Annotated in this window: 19 protein-coding genes and 1 riboswitch; of the genes, 12 read left to right on the top strand and 7 right to left on the bottom strand. The window is 57.5% G+C overall.

Features of this window, described 5'->3' with window-relative positions:
* The first annotated feature begins 54 nt into the window (after window positions 1-54).
* A complete protein-coding gene (locus ACWKX3_RS07845; protein ID WP_088207539.1) occupies window positions 55-1,446 on the top strand; it encodes an APC family permease in 1,392 nt (463 codons plus the stop codon).
* A gap of 51 nt (window positions 1,447-1,497) precedes the next feature.
* On the opposite strand, the gene ACWKX3_RS07840 is transcribed toward ACWKX3_RS07845, so the two are convergent.
* Complete coding sequence (locus tag ACWKX3_RS07840) at window positions 1,498-2,499, bottom strand: magnesium transporter (RefSeq protein ID WP_202561958.1); 1,002 nt, start codon at window positions 2,497-2,499, stop codon at window positions 1,498-1,500.
* 60 nt (window positions 2,500-2,559) lie between these two features.
* A riboswitch (M-box (ykoK) riboswitch) is annotated at window positions 2,560-2,729 on the bottom strand.
* Between the two features lie 142 nt (window positions 2,730-2,871).
* A complete protein-coding gene (locus ACWKX3_RS07835) occupies window positions 2,872-4,326 on the bottom strand; it encodes a UbiD family decarboxylase (RefSeq protein WP_446187714.1) in 1,455 nt (484 codons plus the stop codon).
* Window positions 4,327-4,456: 130 nt separating this feature from the next.
* Between ACWKX3_RS07835 and ACWKX3_RS07830 the strand changes: the two genes are divergently transcribed.
* Window positions 4,457-4,921: a MarR family winged helix-turn-helix transcriptional regulator gene (locus tag ACWKX3_RS07830; protein ID WP_454541554.1), complete on the top strand. Its 465-nt coding sequence runs from the start codon at window positions 4,457-4,459 to the stop codon at window positions 4,919-4,921.
* On the top strand, window positions 4,921-5,934 hold the full coding sequence (locus ACWKX3_RS07825; RefSeq protein WP_058609190.1) for a GlxA family transcriptional regulator: 1,014 nt from the start codon (window positions 4,921-4,923) through the stop codon (window positions 5,932-5,934). Before ACWKX3_RS07830 ends, ACWKX3_RS07825 begins: the two co-directional genes overlap by 1 nt.
* Before the next feature lie 46 nt (window positions 5,935-5,980).
* Here ACWKX3_RS07825 and ACWKX3_RS07820 read toward each other — a convergent pair whose 3' ends face one another.
* Both ACWKX3_RS07820 and yddG read right to left on the bottom strand, forming a co-directional pair.
* Window positions 5,981-7,366 carry an MFS transporter gene (locus ACWKX3_RS07820; protein ID WP_454541553.1) on the bottom strand — a complete coding sequence of 462 codons (1,386 nt, stop codon included), beginning with the start codon at window positions 7,364-7,366 and terminating at the stop codon, window positions 5,981-5,983.
* Between the two features lie 246 nt (window positions 7,367-7,612).
* On the bottom strand, window positions 7,613-8,530 hold the full coding sequence (gene yddG / locus ACWKX3_RS07815; RefSeq protein WP_006174587.1) for an aromatic amino acid DMT transporter YddG: 918 nt from the start codon (window positions 8,528-8,530) through the stop codon (window positions 7,613-7,615).
* A gap of 383 nt (window positions 8,531-8,913) precedes the next feature.
* On the opposite strand from yddG, the gene ACWKX3_RS07810 reads away from it, so the two are divergent.
* From ACWKX3_RS07810 to agp, 6 genes are all read left to right on the top strand, one after another.
* Window positions 8,914-9,816 (top strand): dihydrodipicolinate synthase family protein, encoded by a 903-nt coding sequence (locus ACWKX3_RS07810; RefSeq protein WP_102891124.1) that lies wholly within the window; start codon window positions 8,914-8,916, stop codon window positions 9,814-9,816.
* A 9-nt stretch (window positions 9,817-9,825) separates the two neighbouring features.
* A complete protein-coding gene (locus tag ACWKX3_RS07805) occupies window positions 9,826-11,325 on the top strand; it encodes an aldehyde dehydrogenase (RefSeq protein ID WP_006174592.1) in 1,500 nt (499 codons plus the stop codon).
* A gap of 68 nt (window positions 11,326-11,393) precedes the next feature.
* Window positions 11,394-12,071: a GntR family transcriptional regulator gene (locus tag ACWKX3_RS07800; RefSeq protein WP_006174596.1), complete on the top strand. Its 678-nt coding sequence runs from the start codon at window positions 11,394-11,396 to the stop codon at window positions 12,069-12,071.
* A 260-nt stretch (window positions 12,072-12,331) separates the two neighbouring features.
* Complete coding sequence (locus ACWKX3_RS07795; RefSeq protein WP_058609185.1) at window positions 12,332-13,651, top strand: NAD(P)/FAD-dependent oxidoreductase; 1,320 nt, start codon at window positions 12,332-12,334, stop codon at window positions 13,649-13,651.
* Between the two features lie 72 nt (window positions 13,652-13,723).
* Window positions 13,724-14,227, top strand: coding sequence for a DedA family protein (locus ACWKX3_RS07790; RefSeq protein ID WP_454541552.1), 504 nt, complete (start codon window positions 13,724-13,726; stop codon window positions 14,225-14,227).
* 90 nt (window positions 14,228-14,317) lie between these two features.
* On the top strand, window positions 14,318-15,559 hold the full coding sequence (gene agp, locus ACWKX3_RS07785; RefSeq protein WP_454541551.1) for a bifunctional glucose-1-phosphatase/inositol phosphatase: 1,242 nt from the start codon (window positions 14,318-14,320) through the stop codon (window positions 15,557-15,559).
* A 32-nt stretch (window positions 15,560-15,591) separates the two neighbouring features.
* On the opposite strand, the gene ACWKX3_RS07780 is transcribed toward agp, so the two are convergent.
* The gene (locus ACWKX3_RS07780) at window positions 15,592-15,819 is read right to left on the bottom strand and encodes a YccJ family protein (protein ID WP_006174601.1); all 228 of its coding nucleotides are present in this window, start codon (window positions 15,817-15,819) and stop codon (window positions 15,592-15,594) included.
* Window positions 15,820-15,837: 18 nt separating this feature from the next.
* Window positions 15,838-16,434 (bottom strand): NAD(P)H:quinone oxidoreductase, encoded by a 597-nt coding sequence (gene wrbA, locus ACWKX3_RS07775; RefSeq protein ID WP_006174602.1) that lies wholly within the window; start codon window positions 16,432-16,434, stop codon window positions 15,838-15,840.
* 390 nt (window positions 16,435-16,824) lie between these two features.
* On the opposite strand from wrbA, the gene ACWKX3_RS07770 reads away from it, so the two are divergent.
* The 3 genes from ACWKX3_RS07770 (at window position 16,825) to rutR (ending at window position 18,664) form a co-directional block, all read left to right on the top strand.
* A complete protein-coding gene (locus ACWKX3_RS07770; RefSeq protein WP_042319491.1) occupies window positions 16,825-16,998 on the top strand; it encodes a con-10 family general stress protein in 174 nt (57 codons plus the stop codon).
* A 116-nt stretch (window positions 16,999-17,114) separates the two neighbouring features.
* Window positions 17,115-18,029, top strand: a complete 915-nt coding sequence (locus ACWKX3_RS07765) for a DMT family transporter (protein WP_454541550.1) — start codon at window positions 17,115-17,117, stop codon at window positions 18,027-18,029.
* Entirely contained in the window at window positions 18,026-18,664 is a 639-nt protein-coding gene (gene rutR, locus ACWKX3_RS07760) for an HTH-type transcriptional regulator RutR (protein WP_006174606.1), read from the top strand. Before ACWKX3_RS07765 ends, rutR begins: the two co-directional genes overlap by 4 nt.
* Here rutR and ACWKX3_RS07755 read toward each other — a convergent pair.
* A complete protein-coding gene (locus ACWKX3_RS07755) occupies window positions 18,661-19,056 on the bottom strand; it encodes a lysozyme inhibitor LprI family protein (protein WP_400443328.1) in 396 nt (131 codons plus the stop codon). The genes rutR and ACWKX3_RS07755 overlap by 4 nt on opposite strands.
* Between the last annotated feature and the right edge of the window lie 33 nt (window positions 19,057-19,089).

Here is a 19,089-nt window from a genome sequence, read left to right as displayed (position 1 = left end):
GTGTCCTGAGGCGCATGCCCCGACACGCAACCCTAAGCATGGGAGGTCAGGTCTATGGCGACTAATACCTCTCTGAACGCCCCGTCAGCCGTTGAAAAACCCCGCCTGCGCAAGTCGCTAAAGCTTTGGCAGGTGGTGATGATGGGGCTGGCTTACCTGACGCCGATGACGGTTTTCGACACCTTCGGGATTGTCTCCGGCATCAGTAACGGCCACGTGCCAGCCTCTTATCTGCTGGCCCTGGCGGGCGTGCTGTTCACCGCCATCAGCTACGGCAAGCTGGTGCGCCAGTTCCCGGAAGCGGGATCGGCGTACACTTACGCGCAAAAATCAATTGGCCCGCACGTAGGCTTTATGGTGGGCTGGTCGTCGCTGCTCGACTACCTGTTCCTGCCGATGATCAACGTCCTGCTGGCAAAAATTTATCTCTCCGCCATGTTCCCGGAGGTGCCGCAGTGGATCTGGGTGGTCGGCTTTGTCACCATCCTGACGCTGGCAAACCTGAAAAGCGTGAGCCTCGTTGCCAACTTCAACACCCTGTTCGTCCTGGTGCAGGTGTCGATCATGGTGGTCTTCGTGGTGCTGGTGGTGCACGGGCTACACAACGGCGAGGGGGTGGGGACCGTCTGGTCGCTCCAGCCGTTTATCAGCCAGAACGCCCATCTGATACCGATCATCACCGGGGCAACCATCGTCTGCTTCTCGTTCCTCGGGTTTGATGCCGTTACGACGCTCTCCGAGGAGACGCCGAACGCCGCGCGGGTCATTCCGAAAGCGATCTTCCTGACCGCGCTGTACGGCGGGCTGATCTTCATCATCGCCTCGTTCTTTATGCAGCTCTTCTTCCCGGACATTAGTCGCTTTAAAGACCCCGACGCGGCGCTGCCGGAAATTGCGCTGTACGTGGGCGGCAAACTGTTCCAGTCGATTTTCCTCTGTACCACGTTTGTTAATACGCTGGCGTCGGGGCTGGCGTCGCATGCCAGCGTTTCTCGTCTGCTGTATGTCATGGGCCGCGACAACGTCTTCCCGGAGCGCGTGTTTGGCTACATCCACCCGAAGTGGCGCACGCCTGCTTTGAACGTGGTGATGGTTGGCGTCGTTGCGCTTTCCGCGCTGTTCTTTGATCTCGTCACCGCCACGGCGCTGATCAACTTTGGCGCGCTGGTCGCCTTTACCTTCGTCAATCTGTCGGTGTTTAACCACTTCTGGCGGCGCAAAGGCTACAACAAAACGTGGAAAGATCGTTTTCACTATCTGTTGCTGCCGCTGATCGGCGCAGCAACGGTCGGCGTGCTGTGGATCAACCTTGAAGCGACGTCCCTGACGCTGGGGCTGGTGTGGGCCGCAGTGGGTATTCTGTACCTGACCTACCTGACCCGACGCTTCCGTAAGCCACCCCCGCAGTATCAGGCCGCCAAGGTTGAGCAGGCCTGGGATTCCTGATTGCTCCCCATGGCGCGCGCCGTCGTTGAAAAGGCGCGCGCCGTTCATCCATTACTCCAGGCCCAGCGTGTACTGCGCAATTTTGAAGTAGATAATCAGACCGGTGCCGTCGATAAGCGTGGCGATAAACGGCGCGGAAACCACCGCCGGATCGATACCGCAGCGCTTAAGCACCATCGGGATCACCGAGGAGACAATCGCGCTCCACAGGGTGATGCAGACAAGCGTCAGGCTGACGATAATCGTAATCTCGACCCCGATACCCATCATCCAGGCCCGGAAACAGCCCGCCATGCCCATGGTGATGGCAATCATCATTGAGGTGGTCATCTCTTTACGCAGCACGCGTCCGACATCCTTCAGCCCGACTTCCCCCAGCGCCATGGCGCGTACCAGCGTGGAGGTGATCTGCGTCCCGCTGTTCCCGCCGGTGCCGATCAGCAGCGGAATAAAGAACGCCAGCGCGATGGCGGACTCCAGCGCTTCTTCGAAATGCTGGAGCACCGTGCTGGTGTAAGCCTCCGCCACGAACAGCAGCAGCAGCCAGACCGCGCGCTTCTTCCACAGACTGACCGCACTGGTCTCAAGATAGGGCTTTTCCAGCGGCAGGGTGGCGCCCTGAAGCTGGGCATCCTCGGTGACATCGTCTTCCAGCAGATGGGCAATTTCGCGCTCGGTCAGGCAGCCCACCAGCTTGCCGTGGGTGACCACGGGCACGACATCTGCGCTACCGTGGGCCAACAGCCCGGCGATATCAGCGCGCTCATCTTCCGGTTTTACCTGCACAAACTGTGAAATCATCAGCGCTTTTACCGGCTGTTCCATATCGGCGGCCTGTAATAATTTACGCACGGCAACCATGCCCGCCAGGCGGCCACTGTCTTCGATAAAAATATGCGACGGAATATCATCGTCTTTTAATTTTTCGAAAAAATGCGCGCGTGCCAGCGCCACGCTTAATGAAATATCGAGAACAATAAAGTCGGTATTCATATATTGCGCAACGGCGCTGTCATTGAATGCCAGAGAGTGATTGTGAATAGCGTAAGACATAGTGAATTCCCTTTGAATAATAAAATCTCTCAGGGGCGAGCAAGACAGGGCATGTCGAAGAAGAGATCCCCACGTCCTGGGTTCAGCACTGTACACCGTATCCCGCAAGGGAAGTTATACTGACAAAGCCTTGATTCGACAGTGCCTGTTTTACCCTGTGCCGGTTCTCTCGAACCCACCAGAGCGATAACGTGTATTTGTACAGGAGCCTCGCCATAACGAGATCGTTGTAAATCGAGGGGAATAATACGCATTTTTTAACGGCGTGCTGTGGAATTTAAATGACGTTTATGAAGCGTTTAAAAGAATATATTTTTTAAGATGATTGATGTGCGGTTTAATAACGCCTCCGCAGAGGCGTTGATTGTTCACTTATTCGTTATCCAGTACGCGCTGGCGAATTTCCGCAGGATAACCCTGGTCAAAAGAGGCATGCAGATGGCGAGTGGTTTGCAGGGTATCAAAGACCACTTTCGGCCCTTTGCCCGCGACGTACTCCTCTTCGTCGTAGCACTGGGGCAGGCGAATCACCCGCCGATCGTGAAACACCGCGCGGCGGCCAACAGGATGCACGCGGGTCGACAGCACCCACACCACCTCGCGCAGATTGGTGGGGTCGAAATCGTCATCCACCACGTACACTTTCGGGATAAACACCATCGCGTCGGTACTAAACAGCACCTCACCGATACGCTGTGACAGCGCATCGCTGGTCATGCCCGGCAGACGTTCCCGCCAGTTTTGCGGCATCACTACCAGCAGCCAGTGCACGGTTGAATCCTCCGGGATCCAGGCAGTTTTGACGGGCAGGTTTGCGTCGCGCAGGTGGGTTAACGCATCGGCAGCCAGCCCCATGGCCCACAGGGTGTGAGACTCATCGGTTGGCCGTCCGGTGATCGACATCGGCCAGATCGGGTCATCGCGGTGGGTAATGGTGTCGACGTGGAAGGTGGGCTGCGCCGAAGAGCCTTCGCCGAGATAACCGCCGTACTCCCCGTACGGGCCTTCCTGGCAGTCGCGCTCGATGGAGACGTGCCCTTCAATGACAATTTCCGCGGTAGCCGGCACGTCCAGATCGATACTCACGGCCCTGACCACCGGGACCGGCGCACCTGCCAGCGTGCCGATGTAGTCAGCCTCATCGGCGTGGGCCGGAATGGGGATCCCGGAGACGCAGGAGATGGCAGGGGCGGGCCCCTGAACCAGCGCATAGGGCATCGGCTGCCCCCGTTTGACCCATTCGGTCCAGATTTGCCCGATATGCTGGCTTGGCACGATCAGCCCTACCATGCGCTTACCGTCAACCTTCATCACCCGGGCAATCGACCAGTTGACCCATTTGCCGTCTGGCGTTTTGACGATCAGCGTGCCCCAGGTATTGGCATAGCGACCGCCGTCTTTATCATGCGCAAAGGGGATTGGGAAGCGGTCCAGCGTGGCCTCGCCACCGCGTAAAATATTCTGCTGGCAGGGGGCGTCGGCGGATCCCACGCGCACGGGCGGGATACCGGGCTGGCTGCGCGCTGCCGACAGGGCTTCGATAATCTCGGGTCCGCTGGCGTTGGGTGCCAGCCCTAACGACATGGCAACCCGGGCGTAGGGCATGTCGGCGCGGGAGGAGAGGCTCGCCGGGGCACCAAACAGGCGAAAGCCCGGGGCCACTCCCGCAACGTTGTGGAACAGCGGGGCAGGAGACTGAGTTTCGTAGCTGCGGCGGGTTATCGCGCTCGGTTCATAATCGCAATCAACTTCACGAGTAACGTGCGCAATGTCGCCCATCTCATCCAGCGCAGTGATAAAACTTCTTAAATCATCATAATATTTCATGCGGCACTCCTCAGGCCTGGCATGGAAACATCCTGTAGAATGCGATAAAGTCCGTTCAGGTTTATAGTTTAAGTTCAAACTGTTTGTGTTCGAACTATATGTTTGTCGTTATCAGGAGTCAAGAGAGCCGATGTCAGAAAAGCCCGATCTCATTCTTGCCGCGCCGCTATGGCCACACGGTGACAGTTCGTTAATGCATCTGATGCGTCGGGCAGGGCAGTACTCCTCGACGTGCTGGTCAAAGTGCGTTGATACCGGGCTCTCTGCGGTGCAATACGCCATACTGGTGGTGCTGGCCGAAGAAACCGTCTGCGACCAGCAAACGCTGGGCAACCGGGCGGGGTTTGATAAAGCCACCGGAACCTATGTCATCGATCGCATGACCAAAAGCGGACTGCTCAACGTGCAGACCGACCCTGCCAATCGTCGCCGCAAGCGGGTCACGATGACCGCCGACGGGGAAGCGATGCTCGCCCGAATGATTGAGCAGGCGAAAAATGCCGAAAAAACTATCGCAGCGGGGCTGGACGCGCAGGACATCGCCGATCTCAAGCGCTTGCTGAGCAAGCTGGGCGGATTGCAGGAGCTAACCTAATGTCCTTACTCCACGCCGGACCGAAGCCGGATTTGACCATCGGTTTTTTGCTGATGCCCCAGTTCACCCTGGCATCCGTTGCCGGGCTGGTGGAGTCTTTGCGCTTTGCGGCAGATGAATCCTTCTCCAGTCGCCAGATATTCTGCCGCTGGGAGTGGATGACCTGCGATAACCAGCCGGTCACGGCCAGCTGCGGGCTGCCGGTCTCCCCGACGGCGACGCTCGATTTCAGTAAAGCGTGGGACTACTTTGTGGTGGCGGGCGGGCTGCTTGAGGAGACGCGCAACCCGCCGCCCTGGCTGCTGCAGGCGCTGCGCGAGTTGCACGCGAGGAATATCCCGATAATCACCCTGTGCAGCGGGGCATTTGTGGCGGGTAACGCCGGGCTGCTGGACGGGCGTCACTGCGCGATCCACTTCACCACCCGCGACGAGTTCCGCATGCGTTTCCCCAGGGCGATTCCGGTCATCGACAAAACCTACATCAAGGACGGCGGCATTATCTCCTGTCCCGGCGGCACGGCGATCGATCTGGCGGCCGATCTTATCCGTCAGCACTGCGGGCTGGTTCGCTCCCAGAAGGTACTGAAATATCTGCTGGTGGACGACGCCAGTCAGCCCGCCGGTAAGGCGAAGCAGAAAGCCCCACTCAACGCCCCGGACGTGTATGAAAACGAACTGGTGAGCAAGGTGATCGGCTTTATGAAACATCATCTTGATTCACCGATCCCGCTGAGCGACGTAGCGACGTTTGCGGGCGTCACCTTCCGCCAGCTCAATTTGATTTTTACCAAGTGCACCGGCCATTCCGCAGCGGTTTACTGGCGCACCCTGCGCCTTGAGCAGGCCCGTAAGCTGATGGCAGACTCAAGCAACAGCATTACGGCCATCGCTGCCGCCACCGGCTTTTCGGACGCCTCGCATCTGATCGCGTGGTTTCGCAAGCAGTACGGCGAAACGCCCAGCTCGTTTCGTAAACGGCGTCGGGAAGTTGAGAAACTGGTGAGGGAATAACGCAGTTTGCGTGCCGGGCCAGCGCAGCGCTACCCGGCGTAAGACGTCAGAAACTCTGCCGTTTCGGCATGACCGCCTGAATGGAGACCTTGTCACGCGGAGGCGTCTCTTCAAGCGATGAGGCATCTTCCAGGCTACGGGCAGTGGTCTCAGGTGCAAGGAACCATGACACCACCAGGCCAAAGAAGGTGATGGCCGCCGCAATATACATCGTCGGGCCTATGCCCAGGCTTTGCAGTGATACCGGCACCAGCCAGGTCCCCACGGCCGCGCCAATACGCGACAGCGAAGTGCCAACGCCAACTGCGCCCGCGCGGATTTCGGTGGGGAAAATCTCGTTCGGGTAGACCAGCTGCAGCACCTGTGCGCCGCCAATGAACAGGGCGTACAGGCCAAACATCAGCAGGATCACCGCAGAGGGGCCGTCGCGCAACAACCCTAGCAGCAGCAGCGCCAGACCCGACCACAGGAAACTGTGCAGCAGCAGCCTGCGGCGGCCAAGGATGTTTACCAGGCGGGTAGCGATAACGCAGCCGACCACAAACAGCAGGGTAATGGCAACCGAGCCGTAGGATGCCCAGCCGCCGGTCAGGTGCAGCGCGTCCAGCACTTTTGGGGCAAAGGCGTACACGGCGAAAACAGGGATGACGGAGCAGGTCCAGAAGACGGTGACAAACGCCATCCGTTTGCCATAGCCGGAATGCAGCAGGCTGGCAAAGGAGAGGTTTTTGCTCTCGGCCTGCACGGGCAGGTTATCCAGACCAAAACCGGGACCATAGACGCGGCGAATAATCGCTTCGGCCTCTGCATGACGCCCTTTACTCATCAGCCAGCGCGGCGATTCCGGGGTACCCAAACGGACCAGGAACAGCAGCACGCCAATAACGGCGGTGCTGGCAAGCGCCAGACGCCAGGCGTCAGGCCCGCCAAATCTGAGGATGGCTTCGCCCGTCAGATAGGCGGTTGCCGCCCCCGCGAACCACAGAATAGTCAGGGTGGCGAGACAAGGCCCTCGATTTTTCTTTGGCAGAAACTCCACCAGGAAGGCGGTTGCTACCGGGTACTCAATCCCCACGGCCACGCCATTCATAAAGCGAAGGGCAAACAGCATCTCGCCGCTCTGCACCCAGTATTGCGCCACGGAGCAGACCACGAACAGCGTCGGGCCAACGAAATAGAGCACGCGGCGGCCGAGTCGGTCGGTCAACGCGCCGCCGATAAACCCGCCGAAGAAAATACCGATCAGCGCCGAGGCGGCAATCAGCCCCTCCCAGAAGGCGCTCAGGCCCAGTGCGGGCGAGACTTTCATCATCGCGATGCCGATGATGCTCAGCACGTAGCCATCGACAAAGGATCCGCCGCCCGATCGCACGGTCAGCAGTCGGTGGAAACGATTAAGGGGAACATCTTCTACAGAAATGGTCTTTGACATGGTAACTCCTGTCTTTCCCCGACGTCGTTGAATTAACGGCTGTAACAGTCCTTAAAAGCGATGTAGGCTTATTACAGGCGCACGCAGACGGTGCCGTTAATCAAACGATTACGGTATAAATGTCGGTCAGGTAAAATAAGTAAAGCGTGATGAATAAACGGGCTTTTCTGTTATTGAGAGTTTTTCATTATCAATACTCCTCCGGTGCAGGATGGTCGGATAAGATGTTTTTTTATTATTAAGGTCTTACTTACTTTCATTGATGACGGGTAATTTCTTTGCGGCCACGCTGCGGGTAGACCACCAGCACATCAGCGACCCCAGGCTCACCATCGCGGTTCCTTGCCAGAAGGAGAGCGTCAGATGTGAGTTCAACATAAACGCGGCGAGCACCGCCGAGATAATCGGAATAAAATACGAAGCGGCAGCCAGTACCGTCACGTTGCCGTGAAGAATACCGACGTTCCAGGCGGCGTAACCAAAGCCCATGGCGATGGCGGCCAGCAGCAGGCTAATACAGGCGTGCCACGAAAGCACAAATTCCGGCTGCGGCGACGTCAGGTATTTCACCCATAATGTCAGGGCGGTTAACATAAAGAACAGGGTGATCCCGTTACTGCCTTTGGCAATTATTTTGGTAACCACACAATATATTGCCCAAATAATGGCACCGCTAAAGGCCAGTCCATAGCTGAGCGGGTTTTCCATGACGTTGCGCGTCATTTCGCTGAACGAAAATCCCTGTTCCCCGCCTAATACCCGGCATATTCCTGCGACCGCTAAAATCACCCCCGGAATAATCAGCGGGCGGGTTTTTTGCCGGTTGACGATCACCGCCAGCAGGATGGTCATGCTCGGCCAGAGATAATTCACCATCCCGACTTCAATGGCCTGCCGACCCGAGTGGGTAAAGCCCAGCGACAGTGACAGACAGAGTTCGTAGCACACGAACAGAATGCTGCCGAGGATCAGATAGCCCGGCGGAAACTGCCGCAGCTTCGGAAAGCCAACGGTGAACAGCAGCAGCACTGCGCTACAGCTGTAAATCAGTGCCGCGCCGCCCACCGGCCCGAAGCCTTCGCTCACGCTTTTAATCAACCCAACGATCGCGCTCCACAGCAGGATGGCGAGTAATCCGATAAGCGTGGCTTTCTTCTGGGGCATACCCTGTACCTCTGTTTACATTTGGATCACAACCAGGGCGGCTGGCTGTTAAATTCTGGTTAAATCTTGCCTTAAAACTATGCCGCCGTCGGAGCGCTGTAAATACGTCCAGGACGCCAAAAATTCTGGAATGTGATCGTTATCTGAAATCATGTAGAAAATTACTACGACGAAAAATAACTTCTAATACATTGATATTTAATGTTTTTATTTTTAGTGTGCGTAGAAATATACAACAGAAGCGTATTTATTTTGTATTTTTTATGTATACACAAAATATTCATTTATTGACCTCCTTCACGCCGATGTGCAAATTTTTAACAAACGCAGCCTGGCGGGCTGCCGTATCGACCCGAGGGTCGCGCATTTCTCTGGAGGTTAACGTGTTAACATTTGAAGGTATTTACACCCCGGCAATTACCCCTTATGCGGCCGATGGCAGCATTGATTTTGCGCGCTTCGCCGAGGTGCTGGAGTCGCTGATTGAAGCTCGCGTTCACGGCATCATCATCGGCGGCTCAACAGGTGAGTATTATGCCCAGAGCGCGCAGGAGCGTAAGGCGCTGGCCGAACATGCGCGTCAGGTGATTGGCACTCGACTCCCGCTGATTGTCGGCACGGGGGCAACCCGCACCGAAGACGCGGTGGACTATGCGAAGCACGCCCGCGAAATCAAGGCCGATGCGATTCTGGTGACCTCGCCGCCGTACGCGCTGCCGACCGAGCTGGAAAACGCCCATCATGCGCTGACGGTCGATAAAGCCGCCCAGCTGCCGATCATGCTCTATAACTATCCCGGCCGGATGGGGATCACCATGGGTGAAACCTACTTCCGTGAGGTGAGCCGCTCGTCCAACGTGGTCGCCATCAAAGAAAGCTCGGGCGATTTTAACAACCTGCACCTGCTGGCCTGCACATTCCCTGATATTGCGCTCTCCTGTGGCTGGGACGATCAGGCGCTGGAATTCTTCGCCTGGGGCGCACGCAGCTGGGTGTGCGCCGGGTCTAACTTCATTCCGCGTGAACACGTGGCGCTGTATGAGGCCTGCGTGGTGGAGAAAGACTTCGACAAAGGTCGTCGGATCATGGCGGCCATGATGCCGCTGATGCATTTCCTGGACGGCGGCAAGTTTGTACAGTCCATCCGTTACGGCTGCGAACTGAACGGCCTGACATCCGGTCAGGTGCGCGCGCCGTTACAGGATCTGAATGAAGCAGAAAAAGCGCAATTGAAAGCGGTGATTACTGAAGTTAAACGCAACGTGGCGGCGGTAACGTCGGCGTAAGGAGAAAAGATGAACAAGCTTCAGACGCTCGGGGACGTGATGCGCCTTACGGACCATCTTCAGATCCCGGATAACGCGTTTATCAATGGCCGTTTCACCGCGGCCCATTCCGGCCAAACCCTGACAACCTATAATCCGGCGACCGGTGAACCCCTGGCCGCAATCGCCGCCTGCGATGAAAACGACGTGAACGCGGCAGTCAGCGCGGCGCGTGGTGCATTTGAGACAGGCAGTTGGCGCAAGCAGACGCCGGGTGAACGTAAGGCGGTCTTGCTCAGGCTGGCGGCGCTGATGGAGCAGGAGTGTGAGTCGCTGGCGGCGCTGGAAAGCCTTGACAGCGGCAAGCCGTTCAGCGAGTGCCTGGCGGTGGACGTGCCGGAAACTATTCATGTTCTGAAGTGGCACGCGGAAGCCATCGACAAGCTGTATGACCACACCGCGCCAACGGGCAACGCGCTGGCGCTGGTGGTGCGTGAGCCGATTGGCGTGGTGGGCTGCGTCCTGCCGTGGAACTTCCCGCTGCTGATGCTCGCCTGGAAGATCGGTCCGGCGCTGGCGGCAGGCTGCTCCGTCGTGGTTAAACCGGCAGAGCAAACCTCGCTGACGTCGCTGCGCGTGGCGGAACTGGCGTATGAGGCGGGCGTTCCGGCGGGCGTGCTGAATATCGTCACCGGAACCGGCAAGGCGGTTGGTGAGCCGATTGGGCTGCATCCCGACATCGACATGGTCAGCTTTACCGGATCGACCGCAACCGGGCGTCGTTTCCTGCATTACGCCGCCGAATCTAACCTGAAAAAGGTTGTACTGGAGTGCGGCGGCAAAAATCCGGCGCTGGTGTTTAATGATGCCGATGATGTCGCGGCGGTTGCCGGGCATGTGCTTAACGGTGCGTTCTGGAACATGGGCGAGAACTGTTCTGCCACGTCGCGCCTGCTGGTGCAGGAAGGGATAAAAGAGGCGCTGCTGGCAGAGATGGCGAAACAGATCGGCACCTGGACGATGGGCAATCCGCTCGATCCGAACAACCGTCTGGGAACGATGGTCTCGCCGGAACACTTCAGTAAGGTAAGCCGCTATCTTGATATTGCGCGTCAGGAAGGGCTGCGCGTGCTGCACGGCGGCAGTACGGAGAAGGGCGCTTATGTGCAGCCGACGGTGATCGACGGCGTTACGCCGGAAAGCGCGCTGTTCCGCGAGGAGATATTCGGCCCTGTGCTGTGCGTCACGACGTTTAAAACCGAAGCCGAAGCCGTTGCGCTGGCGAATGACACCCCTTACGGGCTGGCTGCGTCGGTTTATACCGGCAGACTCAATCGCGCCGTTCGCGTCTCCCGTGCTATTCGCGCCGGGACGGTGACCGTGAACTGCTTCGGGGAAGGCGACGCCACGACGCCATTTGGCGGCTATAAGCAGTCCGGTTTTGGCGGGCGTGATAAGTCAGCCTTCGCGCTCGATCAGTACACCGAACTGAAAACCATCTGGATTGACGTTTCTGATGAGGATGACTGAGGAAATTTGCCGTCGCGCGCCTTTATCTGTAGGTTAATCAGCATTACAGGCAGTTTCAGGAGGCGATAATGAGAACGGGCAAAGCTGCGCTTTATGAGGATCTCAAGCGGCTTATCTTGACGATGGAACTGGATCCCGATGCGCTGCTGGATGAAGCCAGCCTGACGGCGCAGTACGGCCTGTCACGCACCCCGGTACGCGAAGTGTTTCAGCGCCTTGCGGGGGAAGGGTATCTCGAGATTGTCGAAAAGCGGGGCGTAAGGGTGATCCCCATGAGCCACGCTACGCTGCGCAACTTCTTCCTCGTGGCCCCGATGATCTATGCCGCGGTGGGGCGCCTGGCGGTTCAGCATTACAAGCCTGTGCAGTTAAAGGCGCTGAAAGAGGCGCAAAAGCGCTTTCGCAAAGCGGTTCAAAACCAGGATGCCGACGCGCTGGCGCTGGAGAACAACCGCTTTCACGAGATCATGGGCGAGATGGCGGCGAACCCCTATCTGCAGCCGAGCCTGGGCCGTTTGCTGATAGACCACTGCCGTATCGGCCACACCTTTTTCCGTCCGCAAAATGAGGACATGGAGCGGCGGTTACTGTTGGCCGCCGATCATCACGATGCGTTTATCGCCGCGCTGGAAGCACGCGATGAACAGACGGTAGTCGATCTGGTATTTGAACACTGGGAGCTGTCCCGGGAAAACATGGAGATCTTCATTGCGCCGCAGGGGCTGAAGGCCGATGAGCGCGTTTAGATATTTGATTAATCTCACCTGACGTTCCGCCCGCGGCCTCCGCTGGCGGGCGTTTTTCACGACATTTTTTTCCTTTATTCGCCGTTTATCGGGGGCTTTTCTACGCCCAAAATTAACCTGGATTTAACTATTTTTATACTTGTTGTATACATGAGATATACATCACGTATTCATTATTCCAGTCTGGCTACCATGTTTTTCAGCAACGCTTAGTGGTCGTAAGCGAAAAGAAAAAATGACAGCGTACCGGAGTAAATCACGTGCAAAAGATCACCTCACTGCCTGCCGATGACGCCCTGCCAGGGTGGTATCACACCAGTCCATCGCGCATCCCTCGTCCTGCCCATGTAGGGCAAAAACATGCCCGCTGGGCGATCGTTGGAGCTGGATTAACCGGGCTTGCCGCCGCCCGACAGATGGCGCTGAATTTCCCCGATGATGAAATTGTCTTGATTGAGGCGCAGGAGGTGGGCTTTGGCCCGTCCGGTCGCAACGCGGGCTTTGCCATCGACGTCCCGCACGACATTGGGGCGAAGGACTACATCGGCGATGTCAAAACGGCAAATCTGATCCTCCGGCTCAACACGCTGGGGCAAAACTATCTGCGTGAGGTTGTTCAGGAGCACGGTATTGCGTGCCAGATGTCCGAGTCCGGGAAATACCAGGCGGCGGTTGGCGAGCAGGGGATAGCGATTCTGGAAGCTTATCGCAGGGGGCTGGAGAAGATTGGCCGGGAAACGCAGATGATTGCGGGTCACGATCTTCCCGACCACATCGGCACGTCGTATTACAAACAGGCGCTTTATATTCCGGGCACCATCCTTTTGCAACCCTCGGCGCTGGTAAAAGGGCTGGCAAACAGCCTGCCCGCGAACGTCACGCTCTATGAGTACACGCCCATTACGTCGATAAACTACGGCGACAAAGTGACACTGGTGCATGATAAAGGCAGCATCACGGCAGATACGCTGATTCTGGCGAACAATGCCTTTGCGTCGCACTTTGGCTTTCTGCGCGGACGCCTGCTGCCGACCTTCCTGTACGGTAGCCTGACGCGGCCCCTGACCGCTGCTGAGCAATCTCAACTCGGCGGCAAGCCGGTCTGGGGGGTGATCCCGGCGCATCCCTTTGGCAGTACCGTGCGCCGGACGGTGGACAACCGCATCCTGGTGCGTAACAGCTTCAGCTTCCATCCGGATGGTCGCCCGCGCGAGCAGCACCTGAAACGGTTTATCGCCAACCACCGTAAATCCTTTGAACGCCGCTTCCCGACCCTGAAACAGGTGGATTTTGAATACTCCTGGAGCGGTGCGATTTGCCTGTCGGAGAATCACGAGGGCTTTTTCGGCCAGCTTGCGCCAAACGTGTACGGCGCGCTGTGCTGTAACGGCCTGGGGATCACCCGCGGCACGGCTACCGGCAAGCTGCTGGCGGATATGATTGCCGGCGAGCGCAATGAGCTGATTGATTTTCTTGCCGCCTCGCCGGGGCCGAATAAGACGCCGCCGGAGCCGTTCCTCTCTGTAGGCGTTAACTCGGTGCTCAGGTGGGGGCAGTACCGGGCAGGGCTCGAGGTCTAAGCGGTTTAGACGCCATTCAGGCACGTTCGTTTCTAATAGCAGGACTGACGAAACAACGATCCGGAGTGAAGCATGGCGTGGCTGGACAATCTGCTGAACCATTTTGCGCACTACCCGGCGCATCTGTTCGCGCTGCTCTTTGCAATGGCGCTGGCCAAATCGACGGTTATCATCTCCTCCGTGCTTCCGCCCGCCTCGGTAATGCTGATCGCTGGGATTGCTGCGGGCCTGTCCAGCCTGCATCCGGGGCTGGCGTGGCTCGCCGTCGCGCTGGGTGCCGCCCTGGGATCGGTGCTCAATTACCACCTCGGCCAGCGGATGGGGAACACGCGCACCATTACGCGGCTCACCGCAAAACATGCCGATACGTTTTTGCGCGTGCAGCACCGGCTGCAGAAAAACGACATCCTGGTACTGTTCACCGCGCGCTTTCTGGCGGTACTGCGCTATATCGTCCCGCTGACCGCCGGTATGCTAAGGCTGAACGCCGGCAAAGTGTATCTCGTGAGCCTGATTTCAGCCTGCGTCTGGGCAGCGTTATACGTTGCTGCGGCCATGGGGATCGCGATTTTCTAATCTTATGAGCGGTTTGAGAAATGCTTCCCGGAAAATTGTCATCAATCTGTCACACTTAACGCGACATCAAAACCGAGTGAGGAATAAGGGATGAGAAAAGCACTACTCGCTGTTGCAGTGGCAGGTTGCGTATCAGTCACCTTTGGCGCTCAGGCGCAGGACACGCCCGAAGGATACCAGCTGGAACAGGTCTTAATCATGAGCCGCCACAACCTGCGCGCGCCGCTCGCCAATAACGGCAGCGTTCTGGAGCAGTCCACGGCGAAGCAGTGGCCTGAGTGGGATGTGCCGGGCGGCCAGCTGACCACCAAGGGCGGCGTGCTTGAAGTCTACATGGGCCACTATATGCGCGAATGGCTGGCAGCGCAGAAGATGGTGACCTCCGGTGAATGCCCGCCAGCCGACACCGTGTATGCCTACGCCAACAGCCTGCAGCGCACCGTGGCAACCGCGCAGTTCTTTATTACCGGGGCTTTCCCGGGCTGCGACGTGCCGGTGCATCATCAGGAAAAAAAGGGCACCATGGACCCGACCTTCAACCCCATCATTACCGACAGCTCGCCGGAATTCCGCGAAAAAGCGCTCAGTGCGATGGCATCAGAACGACAGAAAATGCAGCTGGACGAGAGCTACAGGCTGCTGGAGCAGATGACCAACTTTGCTGATTCGCCGTCCTGCAAGGAGAAGAAGATCTGTTCCCTGACGGATGCAAAAGATACCTTCAGCGCGGACGTCGACAAAGAGCCGGGCGTCTCCGGGCCGCTGAAAACAGGGAATTCACTGGTGGATGCCTTCACTCTGCAGTATTACGAAGGGTTCCCGATGGACCAGGTCGCGTGGGGCGAAATCAAAACCGACCAGCAGTGGCGCGTGCTGTCGAAGCTGAAAAACGGCTATCAGGACGCGCTGTTTACCTCTACAGCGGTGGCACAAAACGTCGCGAAACCGCTGGTGAAGTATATCGACAAGGCGATGGTCACCGACCGGACCACCTCGCCAAAAATAACGCTGCTGGTGGGTCACGACTCCAACATCGCCTCGCTGCTGACGGCGCTGGATTTCCAGCCGTATCAGCTTCATGACCAGCTGGAGCGCACGCCGATTGGCGGGAAAATCGTCTTCCAGCGCTGGCACGATAAGAACGCCAACCGCGAGCTGATGAAGATTGAGTATGTCTACCAAAGTACGGAGCAGTTGCGTAACGCCAGCGTGCTGTCACTGGCATCCCCGGCGCAGCGCGTGACCCTGGCGCTGAAAGGGTGCCCTATTGATGCAGACGGATTCTGTCCGATTGATAAGTTTGATGCGGTAATGAACAGCGCGGCAAAATAGCGGAAAATCCCCCGCCGCGGCGGGGGACATTGTCAGACGTTTTTACGTTCGATGGTTTGCTCACCCCAGAACAGGGAGTCTTTGTCCGTTTTCCCGAAGGCCAGTTCCAGAACCTCATCGCTGCCTTCTTCCCATATCTGCTCTGCCAGCTTCTCGTCATATTTTGCGACTTCAAAGATAGCTTCGGCGATCTCCGGCGAGGTGTTGCGTAAACTGGCCCATTCACCTACGCGGTGGGCTTTCGATTCTTGAGTTGGCATGCTTGTCCTCCTGTTGGGTTAGCCGAAAAGTTTTTTGGCCAGACCCGCGACGTGTTCACCCTGATAACGGGCGATGGAAAGCTCTTCATTACTTGGCTGGCGAGAGCCGTCGCCACCGGCAATGGTGGTTGCGCCGTAAGGTGTGCCGCCCCGAACCTCAGACACATCAAACAGCTCTTGCGCGCCGTAGCCAATCGGCACAATCACCATCCCATGATGAGCAAGGGTAGTCCAGGTTGAGGTAATCGTCTGCTCCTGGCCGCCGCCGGTCCCGGTTGAGCTGAATACGCTCGCCAGCTTGCCGTACAGCGCGCCAGACGCCCACAGTCCTCCGGTTTGGTCGAGGAAGGTGCGCATCTGGCCTGACATATTGCCGAAGCGTGTTGGGGTGCCGATGATAATGGCATCGTAGTCGGCCAGCTCCTGCGGCGTGGCCTGCGGGGCGTTTTGTGTTTTTCCCCCGGCTTTGGCGAACGCCTCGGCGTTCATGGTTTCCGGTACGCGCTTCACCACAACATCCACGCCGTCTACTCTGTTTGCGCCTTCTGCAACCGCGTGAGCCATGGTTTCAATGTGTCCATACATGGAATAATAGAGCACCAGAACTTTTGCCATTTTGCATCACTCCTCGTTTGTTGTTCTGACAGCGAATCGCTGCGTTACTTTAAAGATATGTTGTGATGGGCAGACTGCAACTTTTCAGGCCATTTCTTTGATTTATAACAATATGTTAAAGTTTCGTCTCTGTAGCAAAATGAAACAACTTTCGGCCGTCAAATTTTTGGAATGATAAGAGAGGCTTATGGATGACCGTCACGTTATCTCATACAAAAGGCTCAGATCATGTTGCAGGATATTACCTCTGGCTTGCCGGATAGCCCTACTCCGCTAAGCTTAGTTTCACGCGACGCAGATAAAGGTACTGCGCTGACGTCGCCAGGTGAAAGAATACTCTTTTACTGAATGCAATATGATGTCTAATGTTTCACACTCTGGAGGTTAGAGATGGCAAACCATCGTGGTGGTTCAGGTAATTTCGCAGAAGACCGTGACAGAGCATCAGAAGCAGGTCGTAAAGGTGGCCAGTCAAGCGGGGGTAATTTCAAAAATGACCCTCAGCGTGCATCAGAAGCTGGCAAAAAAGGGGGCAAAAACAGCCACGGCAGCAGCAACAAGTAGTACGCCGGGTTGACTCCCTGCCGCCGGGTCTCCCGGCGGTTTTTTTATGCCCGTAACATTGAACTGGAACGCAAGGCATCGCACACTAGGGCATTGATTATTTTCGCCGGTGCCGCATGTCAGTTTCACGCCTTACACTCTCCATTAAACCCCAGGAAGCCATTCTCATTTTGATCACCATGTTCTGGGGCGGAACCTTCCTCGCCGTCCAGTACGCGGTCACCCTGAGCGATCCCTTCTTTTTTGTGGGTCTGCGCTTTGCCACAGCGGCGATTGCCGTGGCGTTAATCTCACTGAAAACTCTGCGCGGGCTGACGCTCAAAGAACTGAAGGCCGGTGTGGCAATTGGTATTGCCATCGCCATGGGCTACAGCCTGCAAACCTGGGGGTTGCAGAGCATCTCCAGCAGTAAATCTGCATTTATTACCGCCATGTACGTGCCGCTGGTGCCGCTGTTGCAGTGGCTCTGTCTGGGGCGGATGCCGGGGCTGATGTCCTGCATCGGGATTGTGCTGGCCTTTATTGGCCTGATTTTGCTGGCCGGACCGGAAAATAACCTGCTGGCGCTGGGGCCGGGCGAGCTGATCACCCTCACGGGTGCCATTGCCATTGCGGCAGAAATTATTTTGATCAGCGCCTGGGCGGGAAGCGTGGACGTTAAGCGGGTGACGGTGGTGCAGCTTGCCACCGCCTCGCTGGTGGCGTTTGCCGCCATGGTTCCGGCGGGGGAGTCGGTTCCGCCAATGTCCACCGGGCTGGTTGTGGTTGCCCTGGGGCTGGGCATTTTCAGCGCCATTATTCAGGTCACCATGAACTGGGCGCAGCGCAGCGTATCACCCACGCGCGCGACGGTTATCTATACCGGTGAGCCGGTCTGGGCGGGTATTTTCGGGCGCATCGCCGGCGAGCGTCTGCCGCTGCTCGCGCTGCTGGGGGCGGCGTTTATCATCGCGGGCGTGCTGGTCAGCGAGCTAAAGCTCAGGCGCAAGAAAAAGACGCGAGTCTGTGACGAGCCGGGAGAGCAGGTATGAGCCCGCGCGCAGCGCCAAAAACCGGCAAGCGTTCCCTGGCCGTCAGCGCCAAAAAGCAGGCCATTCTCAGCGCGGCGCTTGAGACCTTCTCGCAGTTTGGCATTCACGGCACGCGTCTTGAGCAGGTCGCTGAACAGGCCGGGGTGTCGAAAACCAATCTGCTCTACTACTACCCGTCAAAAGAGGCGCTCTATGTGGCGGTGATGAAGCAGATCCTGGATATCTGGCTCGCGCCGCTGAAAGCGTTTCGCGAAGAGCTGGCACCGCTGGTCGCCATCGGGGAGTACATCCGCCTGAAGCTCGAAGTTTCCCGCGACCATCCGCAGGCGTCCAGGCTGTTCTGTCTGGAGATGCTGCAGGGCGCGCCGCTGCTGCAGGCTGAGCTGACGGGCGATTTAAAGCAGCTGGTTGACGACAAGTCGGCAATCATTGCCGGATGGGTAGCCGCCGGGAAGCTGGCTCCGGTCGACCCGCAGCATCTGATCTTTATGATTTGGGCCTCAACGCAGCATTACGCTGACTTTGCGGCCCAGGTGGAAGCAGTGACCGGAAAAACGCTGCGGGATGAGGCGTTTTTCCAGAGCACCCTTGAAAACGTCCAGCGGATGATAATCGAAGGGATCCGCGTGCGTTAGTGCGCCGGGGGAAGGGGGCAGCTCAAATCGCCCTCTTCACACTGCATTAAGGACGCAAGATAGGCCTCGCGCTCGGTGGTTTTTTCCGCCAGACACTGATTGGCGATCATCGGCTGGACGCTGCCCCCCGCGCTGCCGGAGGCGGCAAACGCGCAGTCTGCATCCCTTAAGACAATCCATGCCTGCTGCGCTTTTTTCAGCAGCGGCTGCTGTGCGGCGTCGGCGCGCTTCATCACCGTCTGATACGTTTGGTTCAGCTTTTTATCTGCTGCCTGATACTGCTGCGCGGTACAGCTGTTCATGTCCGCCTGGGTGTTGGCGCTGGTGCAAACATCGGCCAGCGCGCTGGTGCTAAACAGCAGTGCGGCGCCCGCAATAAGTAATGGTTTCATCTTCTCTCCCTACAAAAAAGCCGGATGCGCTGC

It is taken from the genome of Enterobacter sp. UPMP2052 (assembly GCF_053709675.1).
Note: the sequence above shows the minus strand (reverse complement) of the source record. Positions and strands in the feature narration are given on the sequence as shown.